13 protein-coding genes are annotated in these 21,079 nt (G+C 65.9%); 4 read left to right on the plus strand and 9 right to left on the minus strand.

The window, feature by feature from the left end:
* A complete protein-coding gene (locus V7R84_RS00800) occupies nucleotides 1-849 on the plus strand; it encodes an acyl-CoA thioesterase (protein ID WP_338571053.1) in 849 nt (282 codons plus the stop codon).
* Nucleotides 850-908: 59 nt separating this feature from the next.
* On the opposite strand, the gene V7R84_RS00805 is transcribed toward V7R84_RS00800, so the two are convergent.
* The 5 genes from V7R84_RS00805 to gndA all read right to left on the minus strand — a co-directional run bounded on the left by V7R84_RS00805 (nucleotide 909) and on the right by gndA (nucleotide 9,899).
* Nucleotides 909-1,832 (minus strand): LysR substrate-binding domain-containing protein, encoded by a 924-nt coding sequence (locus V7R84_RS00805; RefSeq protein WP_338571056.1) that lies wholly within the window; start codon nucleotides 1,830-1,832, stop codon nucleotides 909-911.
* Entirely contained in the window at nucleotides 1,829-3,415 is a 1,587-nt protein-coding gene (ahpF, locus tag V7R84_RS00810; RefSeq protein ID WP_338571057.1) for an alkyl hydroperoxide reductase subunit F, read from the minus strand. The genes V7R84_RS00805 and ahpF overlap by 4 nt, the downstream gene beginning before the upstream one ends.
* Nucleotides 3,416-3,440: 25 nt before the next feature.
* Complete coding sequence (ahpC, locus tag V7R84_RS00815) at nucleotides 3,441-4,004, minus strand: alkyl hydroperoxide reductase subunit C (protein WP_314820077.1); 564 nt, start codon at nucleotides 4,002-4,004, stop codon at nucleotides 3,441-3,443.
* A gap of 77 nt (nucleotides 4,005-4,081) precedes the next feature.
* Nucleotides 4,082-8,338: a DEAD/DEAH box helicase gene (locus tag V7R84_RS00820; protein ID WP_338571060.1), complete on the minus strand. Its 4,257-nt coding sequence runs from the start codon at nucleotides 8,336-8,338 to the stop codon at nucleotides 4,082-4,084.
* A 124-nt stretch (nucleotides 8,339-8,462) separates the two neighbouring features.
* Entirely contained in the window at nucleotides 8,463-9,899 is a 1,437-nt protein-coding gene (gene gndA, locus V7R84_RS00825) for an NADP-dependent phosphogluconate dehydrogenase (protein WP_338571063.1), read from the minus strand.
* Nucleotides 9,900-10,222: 323 nt separating this feature from the next.
* Between gndA and V7R84_RS00830 the strand changes: the two genes are divergently transcribed.
* Nucleotides 10,223-11,524, plus strand: coding sequence for an ABC transporter substrate-binding protein (locus V7R84_RS00830; protein ID WP_412728097.1), 1,302 nt, complete (start codon nucleotides 10,223-10,225; stop codon nucleotides 11,522-11,524).
* Nucleotides 11,525-11,583: 59 nt separating this feature from the next.
* Here V7R84_RS00830 and V7R84_RS00835 read toward each other — a convergent pair whose 3' ends face one another.
* A complete protein-coding gene (locus V7R84_RS00835; protein ID WP_338571067.1) occupies nucleotides 11,584-13,068 on the minus strand; it encodes an MFS transporter in 1,485 nt (494 codons plus the stop codon).
* A 117-nt stretch (nucleotides 13,069-13,185) separates the two neighbouring features.
* Here V7R84_RS00835 and V7R84_RS00840 point away from each other — a divergent pair, with 117 nt between their 5' ends.
* Entirely contained in the window at nucleotides 13,186-14,052 is an 867-nt protein-coding gene (locus tag V7R84_RS00840; RefSeq protein ID WP_338573756.1) for a helix-turn-helix transcriptional regulator, read from the plus strand.
* 32 nt (nucleotides 14,053-14,084) lie between these two features.
* Here the strand turns inward: V7R84_RS00840 and V7R84_RS00845 are convergent, their stop codons facing one another.
* Genes V7R84_RS00845 through pepN form a run of 3 tightly spaced genes read right to left on the minus strand, consistent with a single transcriptional unit; the run spans nucleotide 14,085 to nucleotide 18,886 of the window.
* Nucleotides 14,085-15,350, minus strand: a complete 1,266-nt coding sequence (locus tag V7R84_RS00845) for a dihydroorotase (protein ID WP_338571070.1) — start codon at nucleotides 15,348-15,350, stop codon at nucleotides 14,085-14,087.
* A 13-nt stretch (nucleotides 15,351-15,363) separates the two neighbouring features.
* The gene (locus V7R84_RS00850) at nucleotides 15,364-16,284 is read right to left on the minus strand and encodes an aspartate carbamoyltransferase catalytic subunit (RefSeq protein ID WP_338571072.1); all 921 of its coding nucleotides are present in this window, start codon (nucleotides 16,282-16,284) and stop codon (nucleotides 15,364-15,366) included.
* A gap of 22 nt (nucleotides 16,285-16,306) precedes the next feature.
* Nucleotides 16,307-18,886, minus strand: a complete 2,580-nt coding sequence (pepN, locus tag V7R84_RS00855; RefSeq protein WP_338571074.1) for an aminopeptidase N — start codon at nucleotides 18,884-18,886, stop codon at nucleotides 16,307-16,309.
* 89 nt (nucleotides 18,887-18,975) lie between these two features.
* Here pepN and ligA point away from each other — a divergent pair, with 89 nt between their 5' ends.
* The gene (gene ligA / locus V7R84_RS00860) at nucleotides 18,976-21,066 is read left to right on the plus strand and encodes an NAD-dependent DNA ligase LigA (protein WP_338571076.1); all 2,091 of its coding nucleotides are present in this window, start codon (nucleotides 18,976-18,978) and stop codon (nucleotides 21,064-21,066) included.
* Nucleotides 21,067-21,079 lie beyond the last annotated feature (13 nt).

Genomic DNA, 21,079 nt, shown 5'->3' on the forward strand with positions numbered 1-21,079 from the left:
GTGTTCCGCACCAGGATCGCGCTGCGCTGGTCCGATCTCGATGCCCAGGGACATGTCAACAACGCCGTGATCGCCGACTACCTCCAGGAGGCGAGAACCGCTTTCTTCAGGGCGGGGCCGTGTTCCGGGCTGCTCGATTCCGGGGTCGTGGTGGTCGGTCACCAGATCAGCTATCTGGCGCCGATCTCCTACTCGGATGCCGGTATTGGTGCGGATGTCGTGATCACCCGGCTGGGTGGTGCCCGGTTCGACGTGGCCTATGTGCTCTTCCAGGACGCGACGCCGGTGGCCCGGGCCCGAACGGTGCTGTGTCCGTTCGATTTCGGGATTCAACAACCGACCCGTCTCGCCCTGACCGACCGGGAATGGCTGGCCGAGCATCTGGCAGAAGTGGAGCCCATGCGCCACATCGACGTTCCGGATCTTGGCAGGAACGGCTCGGTGACGCCCTGCCCGGTGCGCTGGTCGGACCTGGACTCCTACGGGCACGTCAACAACGTCAAGGTCCTCGATTACCTGATGCAGGCTCGGATTGCCGCTACCACATCGTGGAGCCCAGCGATGGCGCGTTCCGGGACCAATGGGTCCAGGCTGAACTGGCTGATCGCCCGGCAGGACGTCGACTACATCAACCAGATCACCCACCGAACGGATCCCTATGCGGTGCGCACCGCCCCCGCGAAGCTAGGCAACAGCTCTGTGACCCTCGTGGCCGAGATCTTCAATCCCGATGACGGTGCCACCTTTGCCCGCGGTCGCACCGTCCTGGTTGCCGCAGACAGGCAGGGGAAACCCATTGAGTTGCCTGACGAGGTGCGCACGGACCTTTCGGAGCGGCTCATTGCGTGAGGCCCTAGCTGTTGGTCCCGGCGGAACTATCATTTCCGGTGGCCCCTGAGAGGGCCGGCTCACAACTCCTGGACCAGGGGCAGGGAAGGGGTCAGGGCAGGCGCCAGTGCCTCGAGGGTCGCTGTGCGAGGTGATGTGTGGGGCCATATCAGAGCAATGTCCCGGCTCGGCGCAGGGGAGGCGATCCGGCGCAACGCCAGCCCAGGGGTTGGCGAGACGGGGGGCAGGACCGTCGTGGCCGGGAGCAAACTGAGGCCGCCTCCAGAGGCGATCATGTGCCGCATGGTCTCGAGGCTGGTAGCGCGGTAGTCCTTCCGCAGCTGGACCTGGTGTTTGGCGGCCCAGCGCTGCACCTGACCACCCAGGCAGTGTCCTTCATCCAGGATCAGCAATTCGTACTCAGCTATGCGGGCAGGCGGGATGGGAGACGTTTCCTCAAGTCCTGCGCCCGAATCGTCTGCCAGCAGATGGCCGGCAGGCATTGCCAGGACGAACTCCTCACGGAAGAGAGGGAGTGCTTCCAGGTGCGGGTCATCCGTGGGCATGGCTATCAGTGCTGCGTCCAGCCCGCCTGAATGCAGCATCGTCACCAGCTGCTGGGTCTTCTCCTCGGTCAACAACACCTGGAGATTCGGGAAGTGTTCCCCGATATGGTGCAGGACGTGGGGCAGCAGGTAAGGACCGAGGGTGGGGAAAACCCCCAGTCGTAGCTCGGTGGTTGAGCCCGTTGCCTCCCGAGCGATAACTCGTATCGAATCGGCCTCGGCAAGCACGACTCGTGCCCGCTCCACCACCCGCTGACCGACTGGGGTCAGCGCCGGGCGGGATGCTGCGCGGTCGATCAGGACGACTCCGAGCTGTTCCTCGAGTTTGCGGAGTTGTACGGACAGGGTCGGCTGTGAGACACCGCAGGCGGTGGCCGCCGAGCGGAAACTCCGCTGGTCGGCCACCGCCACGAGGTATTCCAGATCCCGCAGGTTCATGCCTGGACGGTAGCAGCGGTGGGAGCTTCCGCATCCTCCCGCGAACGGATGAGGTGGTCGAAGGCGGACAGCGCTGCCGTGGCCCCAGATCCCAGCGAGATGACGATCTGCTTGTAGGGGGTGCTGGCGCAGTCGCCGGCGGCGAACACCCCGGGTAGGGACGTAGCGCCGCGCTGATCGATGACGATCTCGCCCGCGCGGTTGCGTTCGATCACGCCGTCCAGCCAGTCGGTGTCGGGCAGGAGACCGATCTGGACGAAGACCCCCTCCAGTTCCAGGCGCCTCACCTGCCCGGAGGTGCGGTCCTCGACGTCCAGGCCGGTCACCTGGGAGCCGTCGCCGATGACCTCCACCACTCGTGTCGAGGTCAGCACGTCGACGTTGGGCAAGGAGCGCAGCGTGTTCACCAGCACGGCATCGGCCTTGAGGACATCGAGGAACTCCACCACCGTCACGTGCGAGGCAACCTGCGCCAGGTCGATGGCGGCCTCGATGCCCGAATTTCCGCCACCGATCACCGCCACCGGCCTGCCTTTGAATAGGGGACCGTCGCAGTGTGGGCAGAAGGTCACGCCCTTGTTCCGGTACTCCTCTTCACCAGGGACACCCATGGTCCGGTAGTGGGCGCCCGTCGCCAGGACGACGCTGCGGGCGCGCAGCGTCCCGCCGCCCTCGATGTCGACTGCGATCAATCCGTCCTCACCGGCCGGGTGCAGTGCCGAGGCCTTCACCCCCGTGGTGATGTCCACGTCGTGGGCGCGGACGTGTTCCTCCAGGGCGGCCCCGAGACGTGGCCCCTCGGTGCGGGGCACCGAGATGAAGTTCTCGATGGCCATGGTGTCGAGGACCTGCCCGCCGAATCGCGCGGCGACCAGTCCGGTGCGCAGCGCCTTGCGGGCGGAGTAGATGGCAGCCGTTGCCCCTGCAGGGCCGCCCCCAACGACCAGGACCTCGAAGGGATCCTTCGCGTCAAGAGCCTCAGCGATGCGAGCGCTGGCCCCGGAATCGAGGCGGGCGACGAAATCGGAGACATCCATTCGACCCTGGCCGAACAGCTGCCCGTCCTTGTAGATTGCGGGGACCGCCTTGATGCCGAGCGCCTCCACTTCGTCCTTGAAGGCGCCGCCCTCGACCGCCACGTGGCGGATCCTCGGGTTGAGGATGCTCATGGTGTTGAGGGCCTGAACCACGGTCGGGCAGTTCTGGCATGTCAAGGACATGTAGGTGACGAATTCTCCCCCCTCAAGCTGGCGCACCGCCTCGGCGGTCTCCTCGTCCAGGCGGGGGGCGTGGCCGCCGACCTGGACCAGGGCGAGTACCAGCGAAGAGAACTCGTGTCCCATGGGCAGTCCCGCGAACCTGACCTCCACCTCGGTGCCGGCGCGCCGGATTGCGAAGGAGGGGGTGCGGGGGTTGGATTCCTCGACGACGCTCACGAGGGGGCTGAGAGCTGCGACCTCGTCGAGGAGCTCACGCATCCTGGCGGAGGCGGAGGAGTCATCGAGTGAGGCGGCGAGCTCGATCGGGAGCGAGACGAGCTCCAGGTACTTCTTGAGCTGCGCGGTGGCGTTGGCGTCCAGCACTGTGTGGTTTCTCCTTACCGCTGTCTCAGATCTTGCCGACCAGGTCGAAGGACGGGGTGAGGGTTTCCTCGCCTTCCTCCCACTTGGCGGGGCAGACCTCGCCGGGGTGGTTGCGGACGTACTGGGCGGCCTTGACCTTGCGGAGCAGTTCGGCGGCGTTGCGGCCCACGCCCTCGGGGGTGGTCTCGATGTACTGGATGATGCCGTCGGGGTCGATGAGGTAGGTGGAGCGGTCAGCCAGGCCGGAGTCGGGGCGGGCGTTGTCGAAGTTGTTGGTGATCACGCCGTTGACGTCACCGAGCATCGCGAACTCGAGGGTGCCGATCTCGGGGGAGGTCTCGTGCCACGCCTTGTGAACAAAGTGGGAGTCGCGGCTCACCGAGTAGACCTCGACGCCCAGGGACTGGAGCTCGGCGTAGATGCCTTGGAGGTCGGCCAGTTCAGTCGGGCACACGAAGGTGAAGTCGGCGGGGTAGAAGAAGACGATGTTCCATTTGCCCTGGAAATCGTCGCTGGAGACATCCACGAAGGCCCCTGAGCGGTAGGCGGTCGTGGCGAAGGGCTTGATCGGGGTGTTGATCAAGGACATGGCTGGCACCTTTCATCGTTCAATCAGGACGATAGGAACTATATATCAAAAAAGGTAGAAGTGCATGATTTGATCTATCAGCGTGGCGTGGGGGCAGCCTCTACCACGAGTCCTTGCGGATGAAGCCCGGCCCCGGCCTTTCTCAGTTCCGATGCCAGGGGATGGGCCGTGGCCCGGGCACCGTCGATCTCTTCGATGCGGAACCGAGCCATCCGACCCTGGGATACCGCCTCGCCCAGGACACGGATCACTCGGGCGGCTTCGGCAGCAGGGGATGTGGAGGGGAACAGGGTCAGCGATCGCCCTGCGCGCCCCAGGTATGCCAGGCAGGTTCCGTCAGCGATCACCACCACGGCCCCGGCCAGACGCGAGGGCCGGGCGGTGTTGTGGGCCGGCCAGGGCAGCACTCGACCGAAAGGGTTCGCGGGATCGACCGCTGCTAGCACCCTCGCCGCGGAGGCGTCGGGTTCGCGGAAGGACCGCAGCGCGTCAATGGTCTCGGGAGCGGCGAACTGGGCCGCTCCTAACCCATCCACCAACACTCCGCGCCGCACCAGGCCGCTGTCTTCGAGCTCCCGCAACAGCCCGTAGGCGGCTGCGAAACCCCCGGGTGTTCCCTCTACGATCCCGCGGGTCACGACGCCGTACCGCTCCAACCAGCCGGTTGCCTGCGCCAGCCGCGCCTCGGTGGGTGTTGTGGAACCGTCGGTGACGGCATACCAGCGACCGGGCAAAGCCCGGGAAGCTGGACTGATGGGGCGCGCAGGGCGGGGCCGCCTGGCCCTGAAACGGGAACTGCTGCGTGGGGAGTGGCGGGGCGACTCCCCGGTCAGTAATGCGCGGATCGGGGCCATCGAGGCGGGCGCCACCAGCCCCGCCGCGGCGGCCCGCCACACGAGCTCCGCGTTCCCGGGTGCCACCAGGCCGTCACCGAGCCCGGCTGCGAAGGCGACACTTTCCTCATCCGCAGCCTCGGAGGGTGGCGGCAGCAGATCCAGGTCGTCGGTCGCCACGAGCGTCAGCAACGGATCCGCTCCGGCGCCGCGGAGCCGGATCAGCACCTCCCCCTCGGCCAGCAGCTGATCCAGGTGGGAGGGTTGATACCCGGCGACCCGTGCCGGGAGCACGTGCGATTCCCACACGCTGGCCGGCAGCATCGCACCTGCCAGCTGCTGCAGCACCAGGAGCACTTCGTCGGGGGAGGATGAGCGTGGCCCCGTGACGCCGTGCCGGTCCAGTAGGAAACGGGTGTAGGCCTCGGCGGATACTGGCTCCACGGCGGCCCGGGCTGCGGCCAGGCAGCGCCCCCGAAGCCGGTCAAGGACCCCCGGGTCGCAGTATTCGGTCTCGGTCACATCCTCGGTGAATCTGCCCCTGACCAGGCGGCCCGCATCGGCCTCCGACTCCAGGATGCGGCTGGCCACGCTCCGGCCCAACCCGAACGAAGCCGCGAGGGCCGCGGCCGTGAAAGGGGTGTGGGTGCGGGCGAAACGGGCGATGAGCTGGGTCAGGGGATCGCGGTCGCAGGTTTCGGTGCTCACCTCGCCGGGCACCGCCACCCCCAGGGCATCACGCAGCAACGCGAGATCTGGTTCGGCGGCCAGGCGTTCCTCGTCGGCGATGACCACGGGTACCAGGCCGGCCGGCGGCGGATCGGGTAGGGGAAACTCGCTACGGAGTTCCAGCTCCGTGGGGGACAGGGGCCCCAAGCGGCGAGGCAGGTCAACCAGTTCCGCGACATTCCGGGCCCGGTACCCGTCGGCGATGTGCTGCAGCTCCGCCCGGAAACTCTCGACGATGAGAGGGTCCAACAGTTCCCGCAGATCCAGCGTTCCGAGCACCGAGGCCAGTAGAGCCGGGTCGAGAGCCAACGACTGGGCCCGCCTCTCCGCGATCGGCAGGTCACCCTCGTACATGAACCTGCCCGCGTAGCCGTAGAGCATGCTGGCCGCGAACGGGCTGGGCGAGGGCGTGACCACCTCGACGAGTCGCACCGCCCCCGAACGGATCCGCGAGAGCAGCCCGGTCAGCCCGGGCAGGTCCCACCGGTCGGTCAGGCATTCCCGAACCGCCTCCAGGGTGATGGGGAAGTTCGGGTGCTGGCGTGCCACCTGGAGCAGCTGGGCAGCTCGGTGACGCTGCTGCCACAACGGCATCCGGCGGCCGTGGCGGCGAGGCAGCAGCAGGGCGCGGGAGGCGCACTCCCGGAACCGGGCTGCGAACAACGAGGTGCCGCCCACCTGGTCCGCGACGAGACGCTCCACGTCCTTCGGGGCGATCCGCGCCAGGTCCGCGACCAGGGCGGGTACTTCCCCGTCCGGCAGCCGCAGGATGAAACCGTCGTCAGTGGCCACGGGTTGGGAATCGACCCCGGAGCGCCGCTCTACGAGGGCGGCCACCGCCACGCTCCAGGGCGCCAGCACCGCCCGTCCCAGCGGGCTGTGCACGACGATCCGCCAGTCACTCAACTCGTCGCGGAACCGTTCCACCACGACGGTTCGCTCGTCCGGCACCACCCCGGTGGCCTCGCGCTGCTCCGTGACGAGAGTCACCAGTTCCCTCCGGGTGTTCTCGTCGGCCCAGGGGAGCTCGAGGCCGTCGGGGTCCTCGGCGACCCGGCGCAGTAGCTCCCCGATGCGACATCCCAGCTCCGCGGGGCGGGACAGATCCTCACCGATCCAGAAGGGCAGCTTCCCGAGTCGCCCCGGCGCGGGCGTGACCAGCACCTGGTCGCGCGTGATCCCGACCACCGTCCACGAGGATGCGCCGAGCGTGAAGGTTTCACCCACCCGGGTCTCGTGGACCATTTCCTCGTCGAGTTCCCCGACCCGGCGTCCGGGGCCGTTGCCGTCGGCCAGGAACACCCCGTAGAGACCCCGGTCCGGTATGGTGACGGCGAGCCGTCCGGCCCCGGGCAGGGCGAACAACCGGTCGCCGCGCCGCTCCAGGCGGGCCCGCAGTTCCGAGAAATCGGCGCTGGGATAGGTGCCGAGCAGCAGCTGCAGGACCGCGTCGAAGGCGTCGTCCCCCAGGCCAGAGTAGGGATGGGAACGTCGCACCGCCGCCAGCCAGGTCTCGATTCCCAGTCCCGCATCCCCCGCGGCAGCGGCCGCGGCGATGGTCTGCTGAGCCAGGACGTCGAGCGCCAGGACAGGGATGCGTAGCTCCTCGATCCGGCCCGCGAGCATGTCGGAGATGGTCACGACCGCTGCTGCCAGCTCCCCGCGGTGCAGGGTGTGGAGGTGTCCCCGGGAGGTTGCACCCACCTGGTGTCCGGCCCGCCCGAAACGCTGCAGCGCACTCGACGTGGACAAGGGGGCGCTGATCTGGATCACCTGGTCGATGGCGCCCATGTCGATGCCCAGCTCCAAGGAGCTCGTGGCCACGACGGCCCGCAGCCGACCCGCCTTGAGTGCATCCTCGATCTCGGCCCGGACGTGTTTGCTGACCGAACCGTGGTGGGCGCGGGCCAGGTCCTCGCCGCTGCCGGTATCCAACCACAGCTCGTTGAGGCGAGCCGTCAGTTTCTCCGCTGCTCGGCGGGAGTTCGCGAACACCAGCGTAGACCGGGCCCTCAGGATCGCATCCAGGATCTCCTTCTCTACGTGGGGCCAGGGATCGTTCAGCGGGGGAGTGGCGACCTGGAGATCCCAACTCTTTCCGGTCCTGGGAGCCACCACGACCACATCCCGGTCGCCTCCGAGGAAGGCAGCCACCTTTTCGACGGGACGCACGGTGGCCGACAGGGCCACGCGCTGCACATCGCGTCCGGTCAGCAGATCCAGGCGTTCCAGGCTGAGGGCCAGATGGGTGCCGCGTTTGGAACCTGCGATGGCGTGGATCTCGTCGATTATCACCGTCTCGACGTCGCGGAGAGTGTCCCGTGCCGAGGAGGTGAGCATCAGGTACAGCGACTCGGGGGTTGTGATCAACACATCCGGTGGTCTGCGCCGCATTCGGTCCCGGTCGCGGGCCGGGGTGTCGCCCGAGCGCACGCCGATGGTGACCTCGGAAACACAGCTGCCCTGCCGCTCGGCCTCCTCGCGGATCCCGGCCAGTGGGACTCGCAGGTTGCGTTCCACATCCACACCGAGCGCCTTCAGGGGGGACACGTAGAGCACCCTCGTGCCCCGGGGACGGTCGCCGGGTCGCAGCAGGGAAGCGAGGGCGTGCAAGAAGGCCGCCAGGGTCTTTCCGGAGCCGGTCGGTGCCACCACCAGGACGTGACCTCCATCGGCGATGGCCCGCCACGCCCCTTCCTGCACGGGCGTCGGCACCCCGAAAGTGTTCACGAACCAGTCCCGGCTCGGGGCGGAGAAACGACTCATCGGCATGCCGGAAGTCTGCCACCCGGCCTCAGTGAATCACGGGAGCTAACCCGAAACTGGTCGAGCCGGCCTGTTCGCTCTGCGAGCTGGCCGGCTCGAAACCATCGTGCGTTTGTCCTGGAACGGATGGTCAGTCAGCGGCGACCTCCGTGCCGTCGGTCGACCAGTTGATGTGGAAGGCCCCCTCGTCGTCAATGCGGCGGTAAGTGTGCGCACCGAAGTAGTCGCGCAGTCCTTGCGTGAGTGCCGCGTTGAGACGTGGTGCCCGGGCCTGGTCGTAGTGGGCCAGTGCCGCCGAGAAGCCGGGTACCGGCACCCCGGCCCGCACGGCCTCGGCCACGACGGTGCGCCAGCCTTCCTGGGCCTCCGTGAGGCCTGCCACGATGGAGGGAGCCTCCAACAAGGTGATGAGGTTGCCGGCTGCGTATTCGGAACGAATCCGTTCCAGTAGGCGGGCGCGGATGATGCATCCGGCTCGCCAGATCCGCGCCACCTCCGCGATGTCGATGCTCCAGTCGTATTCGGCGGCTGCCATGCGGATCTCGTCCAGTCCCTGTGCGTAGGCCACCACTTTGCTGGCCCACAATGCTTGGCGGACCTGCTCGACGAAGACGTCACGATCGGCCACCCGGATGCCCCGATCCGGTCCGTGGAGTGCTGCTTGGGCGGCGGCGCGCAGCTCGGGGGCCGAGGAAATGGCACGGGCGAACACGGATTCGGCGATGGTGTTGACCGGGGTGCCCAGGTCGAGTGCCGACTGCACGGTCCAGGTGCCTGTTCCCTTCATGCCCGCGGCGTCCCGGATCACGTCCACCAGCGGAGCACCGGTGCGGGGATCGGTCTTGCGCAGCACATCGGCGGTGATCTCGATGAGGTAGGAGTCCAGGTCTCCGGTGTTCCAGGTGGCGAAGATGTCGGCCATCTCGGTGTGAGTGAGGCCCAGGGCTCGCAGCAGTTCATAGGCTTCGCCAATGAACTGCATGTCGGCGTACTCGATGCCGTTGTGGACCATCTTCACGAAATGCCCGGCGCCGTCGGCGCCGATATGGGTGCAGCACGGCTCACCGTTCACATCGGCTGCGATTCGCTCCAGGATCGGGCCGAGCGCCTCGTAGGACTCCAGCGACCCGCCAGGCATGATCGACGGCCCCTCCAACGCGCCCACCTCCCCGCCGGAGATCCCTGCTCCCACGAAGTGCAACCCGAGGCCCCGGAGACGTTGCTCGCGTCGGCGGGTGTCCTGGAAGAAGGAATTGCCGCCGTCGACGACGATGTCTCCCTCCTCCAGGAGCGGGATGAGAGCATCGATGGTGGCGTCGGTCGGGCCACCGGCCTTGACCATGAGAATGATGCGGCGGGGCCGTTCCAGGGAAGCGACGAAATCCGCCAGAGCATGGGAGGGTACGAGATCCCCCTCGGAGCCGTGGAGTGCGATGACCTCGTCGGTGCGGGCGGCCGTTCGGTTGTGGATGGCGACCCGGAATCCTCTGCGTGCGAGATTACGGGCCAAGTTCGATCCCATCACCGCCATCCCGATCACTCCGACTTGGGCCAGTTGCTCGCTCATGTGACTCCTTGACTGCTCGGAAGTTCTTCACACCACATTCGTTCAGCCAGCTTAGAGGTTGTGGGCGCAGAGGGAGTCCGGACGCCACGGCCATTCCGTGATCCGTTGCGACGCGCAGGAACTTCCCGGGGTCGGTGGCAGGTGTCCGTTGTGTGACCCCGCAGGCGTGGGATGGGCAACGGGTTCTGTACATTAATCGTGCGCGGGAGAAAAAGCTGCGTGTCCTGTTCGGTTGGCATTTCCAGCTGCTGCGCCGTCGGGACCTCTCTTCTGTATGAAGCCGATGTAGAGGGAACAAAAATTCAATGCAGAGCAAGCGCTTGATGGCCGTCACGGGTCTGCTGTCAGCGACAGCCATCGTTCTTTCCGCATGCGGAACCGCGGCCGGCAGCGGCGGCTCCGAATCCGCGCAGGCGGGCAACAATGTGATCAGGATTGAATATGTGCACCGACTTCCTGATGGGCCGGGCATGATCCCGGTGACCGACATGGTCGAGAAATGGAATGCCGCACATCCGAACATCCAGGTCACCGCCACCAGGTTTACCGGTAAATCGTCGGAACTGATGACCAAGCTGAAGGCCGATGTGGCAAACAAGAGCGCCCCCTGCCTGGCCCAGGTCGGCTACGGCGAGGCCCCCGAGATGTTCGTGGGGAATCTGCTTGAGGACGTCTCGGGTGAGGCCTCCAAATACAAGGACAACTACAACGACTCCGCCTACTCCCAGATGTCGGTCGGCGGCAAGATGGTGGGACTACCCCAGGACACCGGGCCCTTGGTCTACCTGTACAACGAGGCCGAGTTCAACGCCCTGGGCATCGAGGTTCCCAAGACCTTCGACGAACTCCTGGAGGCCGCCAAGAAGGCCGCCGCCCAGGGCAAGTACATCCTCGACTTCGAACCTGACGAGGTCGGCTACTGGCTCTCCGCACAGGCCGCCGCCGCCGGTGCCGTGTGGTACTCGACGGTCGACAACAAGTGGAAGATCAACATCACTGACGAGAAGACCCAGGCGGTCGCCAAGTTCTGGCAGGACGCCTTGGACGCCCAGGCCGCGCTCACCCACAAACGCGCGGACGACTCCTACGAACAGGCCCTGACGAACGGTTCCCTGATCGGCAACATCGCCCCCGCCTGGGAGATCGGCTACGCCCTCGACAAGCTGGACGGCACCCCCTACGAGGGACAGTGGCGCGTCGCGAAACTGCCCACCTTCGGGGGAGCCCGGATGACCGGTCCCGACGGGGGTTCCGGGGTGGCCGTCATGAAGGGCTGCCAACACAAAACCGAGGCCATGGAGTTCAACAACTGGCTGAACACCCAGGTGACCGATCTGACCTCCCAGGGCCTCCTGCCAGCCGCCAAGGGCACGGTCACCACCCCGGAGAAAACCCTGCGCCAGTTCGGCAACCAGGACGTCTACCAGGTGCTGACCGAGGCCAACGGCGAGTTGTCCACGGAATGGGGTTACATTCCCGGCTTCTCCACCGTCGTCCAGAAAATGAAGGCGAAGGCCGACGAGGTGGCGGCGGGCGGCGCGAAGGTGACCGACATCTTCACCGTCACGGAGAGCACCTCGAAGGAGACCCTCAAGGAATCCGGGTTGCCGGTGGCCGACGGCTGAGCGACACCCGCCCCTCCCAGCCGTGCCCGGACCCTGCTGTGGGCGATTCCTGAACGGGCTCAGGACCGGTGGTCTCGCGGAGCACGAGGTGCGGGGATCCAGCGGATGGTGAGAACTCCCAGAACCCCACAGATCGCGGCTGCCACCGTTGCCACGATGTGGAAGCCAGCCAGGAAGGCCTCCCGCGCCTGGACGAAGGCGCCCGAATCAATTCCGGAGTTGTCGATGACTTCACCGAGACCGGTCTCTGGGCCCGGATAAATGATGCGGAACACGACCGTCAGTACCGATCCCAGCAATGCGATGCCAAGCGCATTGCCGATCTCATTGCTGGTTTCGGCGATGGCCCCGGCCGCGCCGGCCCGTGATTCCGGGACGGCCCCGACGGCGGTGTCGGCCACGAGACTGAACGAGATGCCGAATCCGATCCCGGAAACCGCGGTCGATGCGATGTAGAACACCGTACCGGTGCCGGTGCCCGTGAAAGCGAGCATGAGCATCCCCAGAGCCATGGAGAAATGGCAGACGATCAACGCCATCCGCGCCCCCACGTGTTCCACCAGGAGAGGGGTGAAAACGCTGAACAGAATCAGAACAATGGCTCCGGGAATGGCCAGCAGAGCAGAGTCCAGCACCGGAAGGCCCAGGAAGGACTGTAGATAGGTCATGCTCAGGTACGCCGCGGAGGACCACACGAAGAGGGAGAAAAAGCCGGTGAGGATCGCCACACTGAACACGGGCTCCCTGAACAGGCTGACATCGAGCAGCGGGCGTTCCAGGCTCCTCTGACGGAGGATGAACACCACCAGGAGCATGAACCCGAGGATGGTCAGCAGGCCACTGCGCAACTCGACACCGTATGTGGTGATGCGTTTGATGCCATGGATCGCCAACAGGAGCCCCGTCGCGGAGAGCAGCATGCTGAACAGGTCGGTTCTTCCGGGCCGGGCGCCGTGAACCTCTCGGAGAAGCAGGGGAGCCAGACACAGGAACAGGCCGATCACCGGAATGTTGATCAGGAATACCGACCCCCACCAGAAATGGGCAAGCAAGAGGCCGCCCATGATCGGGCCGATCACGAATCCCGCTGCAAAAGTCGCTGCGAAAATCGCAATTGCGCGCGCCCGTTGCGACGGGTTCACGAACAACTCACTGATCACGGCAAGGCACGATGGCAGAAGTGTCGCGCCGCCCAAACCCATCAACGCCCGGGATACGATCAGGACACCGGGGGTGGAGGAGAACGCCGCGCACACGGACCCGATGCCGAAAACGGCTGCCCCGGTGAGAAGAAACTTCTTCCTGCCGAACCTGTCCCCGAGATTGCCAAAGGTGATGAGCAGCGAACCGACGATGAACCCGTAGATGTCGAGGATCCAGAGGGCTTGATCAGTGCTCGGCCGGATCGCTTCGTTGATGCTCGGGATCGCCAGGAAAAGTATGGAACCATCCATGGCGACCACGAGCACGGGGCCAAGAGTTGCGATCAGACCCAGCCAGGACCTGGCCGAGGCGCGTTCGGCCGTGTTTTTCTGGAAATCCATGCGCACCACGCTGCACTCCCCGCGGGAGAGCGACAAGAACACAGTCTTGGGTATCCCGGAGCGGGATACCCACGAATCTGGGGCCGGGATCCGGGAAGAGCTACCCTGAAATCCGTGATGGGTGAGACTTTGGGCAGCTTCCTGAGGACCCGTCGGGACAGAACCGATCCCGGTTCGATCGGGTTGGATCCCGCTGGATCCGGCCGCCGGGTACCGGGACTGCGTCGCGACGAACTCGCCCGCCTCGCGGGAGTCAGCGTGAGCTACTACACGCGCATCGAACAGGACCAGGTGGGGACCGCATCCGGGCAGGTGCTCGAGGCACTGGCCTCGGTCATGCGTCTGGACACCGCGGAGCGGATCCATCTGTACAACCTGGCCGGCGCTCCAACATCATCCCCAATGAGCCGTGAACTCCCGGAAGTGCCTCACCCCAGAGTGCTGGCGCTCTTCGAGTCACTGAACGAGGCCATTCCGGCCGTGGTGCTGGGACGTCGCGGAGACATCCTGGCCTGGAACCACTCCGGGCACGAACTTCTTTTCGGGCATCTGCCCTTCGAAGCCCCGTCCGAGGCCCATCGGCGTCCCTCGGTCCCGTACTTGTTCTTCGTGGATCCGGCGAGCCGCGACCTCTATCGCAACTGGGAGGAACTCGCCCGTGTACACGTCGCCTATCTTCGGCTCACATCGGGAAGGTATCCACGTGATGCCAGATTGGCGGAACTCATCGGGAAACTCTTGGTGAAAAGCACCAGGTTTGCCGGACTCTGGGCAGAAGGAGACGTCGCTGACTGCACGGTGGGAAACATGCTTCTCGCGCACCCGGGACTGGGACATGTCGACGTCGACTACCAGGTGTGGCAGCAACCCGAGTCGCCTGATCACCGTCTCGAGGTCTACACCCCCAACGACCGTTCGTCCCGGGAAGCGCTCGACCTGCTCAAGGACGGGCGGTTCCCTCCCCGGACCGTGGGGACCTGTTAACGGGCCACACCCTGACCCACTACCGGGATCCCTCAGCGCTTGTGGGTGATCCTGCCGTTCCACAGGGTCATTTCGACCGGATCGGGGAGATCCCGACCGTGGTATGGGTTGTTGTGGCTGATGGAGGCGGAGTCGTTCCGGTCCACCGTTGCCCGCCGCTTCGGGTCGACCAGCACCAGGTTCGCAGGTTCACCGGGCCTCAGGGGGCGGCCCTGCCCCGTTGCCTTCCCGATCCGGGCCGGGGTGTGGCTCATTCGATCGGCCACCTGCTGCCAGGTCAGGCGGCCCGGGGAGACCATGGTTTCCATCACCACCGCTAGGGCCTGTTCCAGCCCCAGCATCCCCGGTCGGGCGTCGACAAAGGCGTGGTCCTTGTCCTGCGGCGCGTGGGGTGCGTGGTCCGTAGCCACCGCATCGATGGTGCCGTCGGCCAGAGCGGCTCGCACCGCCTCGACGTGTTCGTCGGTGCGCAACGGGGGATTGACCTTGAAGGTGGTGTCGTATCCCACGACCTCTGGGGTGGTCAGGTACAAGTGGTGGGGGGTGGCTTCGGCGGTCACCCGGATGCCCCGTTTCTTGGCCCAGCGCAGCACGTCCACGCTCTCCGCCGTCGAGACGTGGCACACGTGCAGGCGGGAACCGGTGGCTTCCGCCAAGGCGACATCGCGGGCGATTATCACCGACTCCGCCACCGGAGGCCAGCCCGGGAGCCCCAGCCGACCGGAAATCTCACCCTCATGGCAGCACGCATCAGGTCCGGCGAGGGTCGCATCTTGGGCGTGCTGCGCCAGCACCCCGTCGAACGGTTTGACCCATTCGAATGCGCGCCTCATCAGGCTGGCGTCCATCACGCAGTGTCCGTCATCGGAGAACACCGAGACTCGGGCCCGTGAGCGGTGCATCAGCCCCAGCTCCGCCAGCTCCCGGCCCGCCAGTTTCTTTGTGATGGCGCCGATCGGGAACACCTGGCAGTTGTTCGCGGCAGCTCCCAGAGCCAGCACGTGCTCGGCGTTCTCCGCCGTATCCGTGACCGGCTGGGTGTTCGCCATCGCGAAGACAGCTGTGAAGCCCCCGCGAGCGGCCGCGCGGGAACCGGACTCCACGGTTTCGGCATCCTCGCGTCCCGGTTCACGCAGGTGGGTATGGATGTCCACCAAACCCGGCAGTGCGATCAACCCGTCCGCGTCGATGGTGGTCGCACCCAGGGGGTGCTGATCGACGATGTGACCCGACTCGATGAACATGTCCGTGCGTGACCCGTCGGGTAGGGTCACCCCGGTGATGGCGAGTTTCGACATTGATTTCCTCCCGTCAGTCGGCCAGCAGGTGGTGCAGCACGCTCATGCGAACCGCGACTCCCGATGAGACCTGGTCGAGCACGATGGAACGCGGATCGTCTGCGGCGGTGGAGCTGATTTCCAGACCCCGGTTCATGGGTCCGGGATGCGCTATCACCGCGGTGGGACGCAGCCTGCTCAGGCGGGAGGCTGTCAACCCGTAGGCAGCCACGTACTCCCGTTCCGAAGGGAAGAAACCGCCGTGCATGCGTTCTCGTTGTACCCGGAGCATCATGGCGACGTCGACGTCCGAGATCACCTCGTCTAGGTCGGGGGTGACCTGCACCCCCCAGGTCTCCACCCCGGGAGGCAGCAGCGTGTGCGGGGCGACCAGCACCACCCGCGCCCCCAGCCTGCTCAGTAGCGCAACGTTTGAGCGGACGACTCTGGAATGCAGCAGGTCCCCGGTGATGGCGACCAGTTTGCCTTCCAGGGTTCCCAGTCTGGTGCGAGTGAAGTGGGTCAGCATCGCGTGGGCGTCCAGAAGGGCCTGGGTCGGGTGCTCATGGGTGCCGTCCCCGGCGTTGACCATACAGGCTCTCACCCATCCCGCGGCCTGGGCCACCGATCCGGAGCCCGGGTGGCGCATCACGATGGCGTCCACTCCCATGGCGTCCAGGGTCATGAGGGTGTCGCGCATCGATTCGCCCTTCGAGACGCTTGACCCACGCGCCGAAACGTTGATGGCGTCGGCGGAGAGCCACTTGGCGGCGAGCTCGAAGGAACTGCGGGTGCGGGTGGAGTCCTCGAAGAAGAGGTTCACCACGGTGCGGCCCTTCAGATAGGGCAATTTCTTGACCCGGGCCTCCTGCAGTTGATGCATCCGCCCGGCCAGGTGAAGGATCGAGTGGATCTCGTCGGTGCTGAGATCGGTGATGCTGAGCAGATGCTTCATGGCCGGGCTCCTCCGAGGCGAATCAGTGGCGGCTGCGTTCCTGGACCCGCAGGTTTCGTTCAGCCTCATCGAGACGCTCGCTTAGTAGGCGCCGTACCTGATCTGTGGGTTCGCCCTCCGCGAGATAGCGGCGGAATCGTTCGACCACATCGGTTGTCGCCAAGGTTTCGGGGAACAACCACCTGAGTGCTGCGCCGATGGCCGCATACCCGCGCGTGTCCCAGCCATCCTCGCGTTTCGAGATGGCCTCGGCCAGTTTCGCGTAGGCATCGACGTAGGGCGCCAGCACATCCTCCTGGCCGTAGCTGATGAACCCCATGGCAATGCTGCGATGGGTCTCGTTCGGGATGTCGGGATCGGCGGTCGCCAGTCGCCACGCCTCTGCCTTGGCCTCGACGGTCGGGAGTCCGGCTCGGGCACCTGCGGCGCGCTCAGCTCCGGTGTTGGTGTTGTCCCTTTCCAGTTCGGTGGCGATCTCCTCCTCGCCGAAGACACCGCGTCGCGCCAGCGTGGCGACGATGAGCCAGCGCACATCGGTGTCCACCGCGAGATCAGTGGGAACCTCCTCATTTTGCAGCCAGCCGCGGATCAGCTCGCAGGCGCTTTCGCTGCGGGCCGCCCCGATCAGGGTCTTCGCGATGATGAGCTGCGCATCGGAACCGGGCTCGGCATCCTTGAGTAGCCCGGCCAGGCCCGTGACTAGTTTCATGTTCGCGGCCTCACGAAGCTCGGGCGCCATGAACCGACCTGAGCAGGCCGCGGCCTGAGCCAGAACCGTCGTGATGGCAGCCATATCCTTTTCGGAGCCGATGCCCTGGAGGGCCAAGGAAACCAGTTCCTGCGGTGCGATCTCGGCGTCACGGACCGAATCCCAGAACAACGACCAGGTGACGGCCCTGGCCAGGGGATCGGCCAGCCTGTCGATCCCGTTCACCAAGGTGTTGCGGGACATTTCGTCGAGGCGGACCTTCGCAAAGGTGAGGTCTCCGTCGTTGAGCAGGACCACGTCGCGTCGGGGCCGTCCCACCAGATCGGGGACATCGGTGCGCTCACCCGAGATGTCGGTTTCGACGTAGTCGACGCGCTCCAGGCCGTTGTCGGTGTTGGCGTAGATACCGATTCCGAGTCGGTGGGTGCGCAACGTCGGCCACGCCTCGGGAGCCGTCTGGACGATCGTGAACCGCGTGAAGGTGCCGGTCTCGTCGACCTCGAACTCCGCCCTCAGGGTGTTGACCCCAGCGCTTTCCAACCACTGTCCGGTGAACCAGGACAGGTCGCGCCCGGAGGCTGTCTCCAGCTCGCTGAGCAGGTCGGTCAAGGTGGTGTTGCCGTGGGCGTGCTTGCGGAAGTAGCTCCCTACCCCCTTGGCGAAGGCTTCGATGCCGACGAAGGAGACCAGCAGTTTCAACACGGAGGCACCCTTGGCGTAGGTGATGCCGTCGAAGTTCTGTTCCACCTTTTCCAGGTCGCTCATGTCAGCGGCGATGGGGTGGGTGGTGGACAACTGGTCCTGCATGTAGGCCCAGGCCTTGCGTTCGTTCGAGAACGAGGCCCATGGATTGGCTCCCGTGCCGTACTTCTCGGCGATCTTGTCAGCTGCGAAGTGGGAGGCCCACTCGGCGAACGACTCGTTGAGCCACAGATCGTCCCACCATCGCATCGTCACCAGGTCGCCGAACCACATGTGAGCTAGCTCGTGGAGGATGGTGTTGTCGCGGGCCTCCATCTCGCGGGCGGTGACGCGGGAACGGAACAGGTACTGGTCACGGAAGGTAACGCAGCCCGCGTTCTCCATGGCGCCAAAATTGAACTCGGGCACGAAGATCTGGTCGTAGGAGTCGAAGGCGTAGGGCACCCCGAAGGTTGATTCGAACACGTCAAAACCGCGCTGCGTGGTCTCGAGGATTCGGTCGGCGTCGAGGAATTCAGCCATTGACGCGCGGCAGGCAACGGAGGCGGGCAGCAGCCCGGCTGCAGACGTGATCTGTCCCCGTACAACGTGGTATTCGCCTGCCACCAGAGCGGTGATGTAGGTCGAGATCACAGGGGTGGGTGCGTGCTCGAAGCGAGCGATTCCCTCGCCGATCAATTCCCCCGCGACGGAACGGGAATTGGTGAACACATTCCAGTGGGCGGGTGCCAGAACTGTCAGCTGGAAGGTCGCCTTTTGGTCAGGCTGCTCGAAGGTGGCGTACATGCGCCTGGCATCTGCGGTTTCGAACTGGGAGTACAGGTAGATCTTGCCATCGGTGTCGACGAAGCGGTGCAACCCCTCGCCGGTGCGGGAGAAGCGGCATACGGCGTCAATGACGATCGTGTGACTGCCCTCCGTGAGATCCTTCAACGGCAGCCGATAGCCGTCGAACTCATCCGTGGGAAGCGGGCTGCCATCAACGGTGGCGGAACGGATCTCGTCCGCGATCACGTCCACGTGGGTCGACCCGCCTTGTGAGACGAAGTCGAGCTCGGTGTGAGAGGCAAAGGTGCGCTCGGGGTCGGCGACACCGTTTCCGGTCACGTCAACTGCCACCCGGTAGGCCCCAGCCTTGACGACGCCGGAGCGGAGGGTGGCTTCTTCGCGAGTGATATTGGCGGTTGCCATGGACACCTTCAATCATCGTTGCTGTTCTGCCAAGCTCAAGCACTTTATCGCATCATGCCCGGAGTGGGGATTGTGACAGCATGGGGGTCATGACAATTTCCCCCGAGAATGAACACCGCTGGCAGGAACTTAACAAGCTTCTCCTGGCCGCCAGCGACGCCTACTACGGGGGAGTCGAACCCATCATCTCCGACGCCGAGTACGACGAACGGCTCCAGGAACTCGCGGCCCTGGAGGAACGCCATCCCGAGCTGCGACGCCCAGAATCCGCCACGACGCGGGTGGCCTACGCGCGCGTCACCGAGTTCACCCCCGTCACCCACCGGCAGCGGATGCTGAGCTTGGACAATGTCTTCGATGAGACCGAGCTGACCGCCTGGCTGACCAGGGTGCCCGCCGAGAACTACCTGTGCGAACTGAAGATCGACGGGCTGGCGGTGAACCTCACCTACCTCGACGGGCGCCTCGTTCAGGCAGCAACCCGAGGCGATGGGCGGGTGGGGGAGGACATCACCGGAAACGTCGCCACCATCCACGGCATCCCGCACCGGCTGCGGGGAAACAACATTCCCGCCGTGCTGGAGGTGCGAGGCGAGGTGTTCTTTCCCAAACAGGCCTTCGCGGAGCTGAACGAGGCCCTGGAGGAGGCCGGGCAACACCGGTTCGCCAACCCCCGCAACGCCGCCGCCGGATCGCTCAGGCAGAAGGACCCCAGGGTCACCGCCACCAGGCCTTTGCGGATGATCGTCCACGGCGTCGGAACCCACGACGGCCTCTCCCTGACCCGCCAGAGTCAGGCCTACGAGGTACTGGGCTCCTACGGGCTGCCGGTATCGGCCCACACCCGGGTGGTCGACTCGGCCGCCGCGGTCCGGGCCTACGTCACCCATCACGGCGAACACCGCCACGACGCCGAACACGAGATCGACGGGGTCGTGGTCAAGGTTGACGACCTGGCCACCCAGCGCCGGCTGGGATCCACATCCCGGGCACCGCGCTGGGCGATCGCCTACAAATACCCACCTGAGGAGGTCCACACCCGGCTCCTCGACATCCGCGTCGGGGTCGGGCGCACCGGGCGTGTCACCCCGTTCGGGGCGATGGAACCGGTGCTGGTCGCGGGATCCAAGGTCGCCATGGCTACCCTCCACAACGCCCACGAGGTGGTGCGCAAGGGGGTGCGGATCGGAGACACGGTGGTGCTCCGCAAGGCCGGTGACGTGATCCCCGAGATCGTTGTCCCCGTCGTCTCGCTGCGTGACGGCCACGAACGCGAATTCGTGATGGCCACCCACTGCCCGGCTTGCGGCACCGCCCTGGTTCAGCAGAAGGAGGGCGACAAAGACTTGCGCTGCCCGAACGCCCGCAGCTGCCCCAGCCAGCTCAGGGAACGCCTCTACTCGCTGGCCGCCCGCGGGGCCTTCGACATCGAGGCGCTGGGTGAGGCGGGCGCCCATGATCTCCTGGAATCCGGCCTGCTGACCGACGAGTCGGGGCTGTTTGCGCTCACCGAGGAGGACCTGTCCCGCAGCTCCATCTATGCCACCCGGCGGGGAATCACCGCCAACGGCCTGAAGCTGCTGGAAAACCTGGCTGCCGCCAAGCAGCAGCCGCTGTGGCGGGTGCTGGTGGCGTTGTCCATCCGTCACGTCGGCCCCACCGCGGCCCGTGCGCTCGCGTCCCGGTTCGGAAGCATGTCCGCGATCCGTGCCGCCTCTGTCGAGGAACTGGCAGATACCGAGGGTGTGGGCCCGGTGATCGCCCAGTCACTGAAGCTGTGGTTCGAGGTGGACTGGCACGTCAACATCGTCGAGGCCTGGACCGCTGCCGGGGTCCGGATGGCTGATGCACTCTCCAACCCGGGGAGCGACGACCGGCCCTCCGCCATCCTCGAGGGATTGACAGTGGTCGTCACAGGAAGCCTTGAAGGATTTACCCGTGATGGCGCCAAGGAGGCCATCGTTTCCCGGGGCGGCAAGGCCGCCGGGTCGGTGAGCCGGAAAACCAGCTATGTGGTGGTGGGGGAGAACGCCGGCAGCAAGGCCGCCAAGGCGGAGGAACTGGGGTTGCCCATCCTCGACGAGGCAGGGTTCCTGTCCCTCCTGGAGAAAGGACCCGCGGGGCTCAACGGCGGCGACGCCGCGGCACCATCTGCGCCCGGATTGCCCGGTGACGAGTGACCAGTCCGCTGAT

Origin of the sequence: Arachnia propionica, from assembly GCF_037055325.1 — a bacterium.
In the GTDB taxonomy this organism is placed as follows: domain Bacteria; phylum Actinomycetota; class Actinomycetes; order Propionibacteriales; family Propionibacteriaceae; genus Arachnia.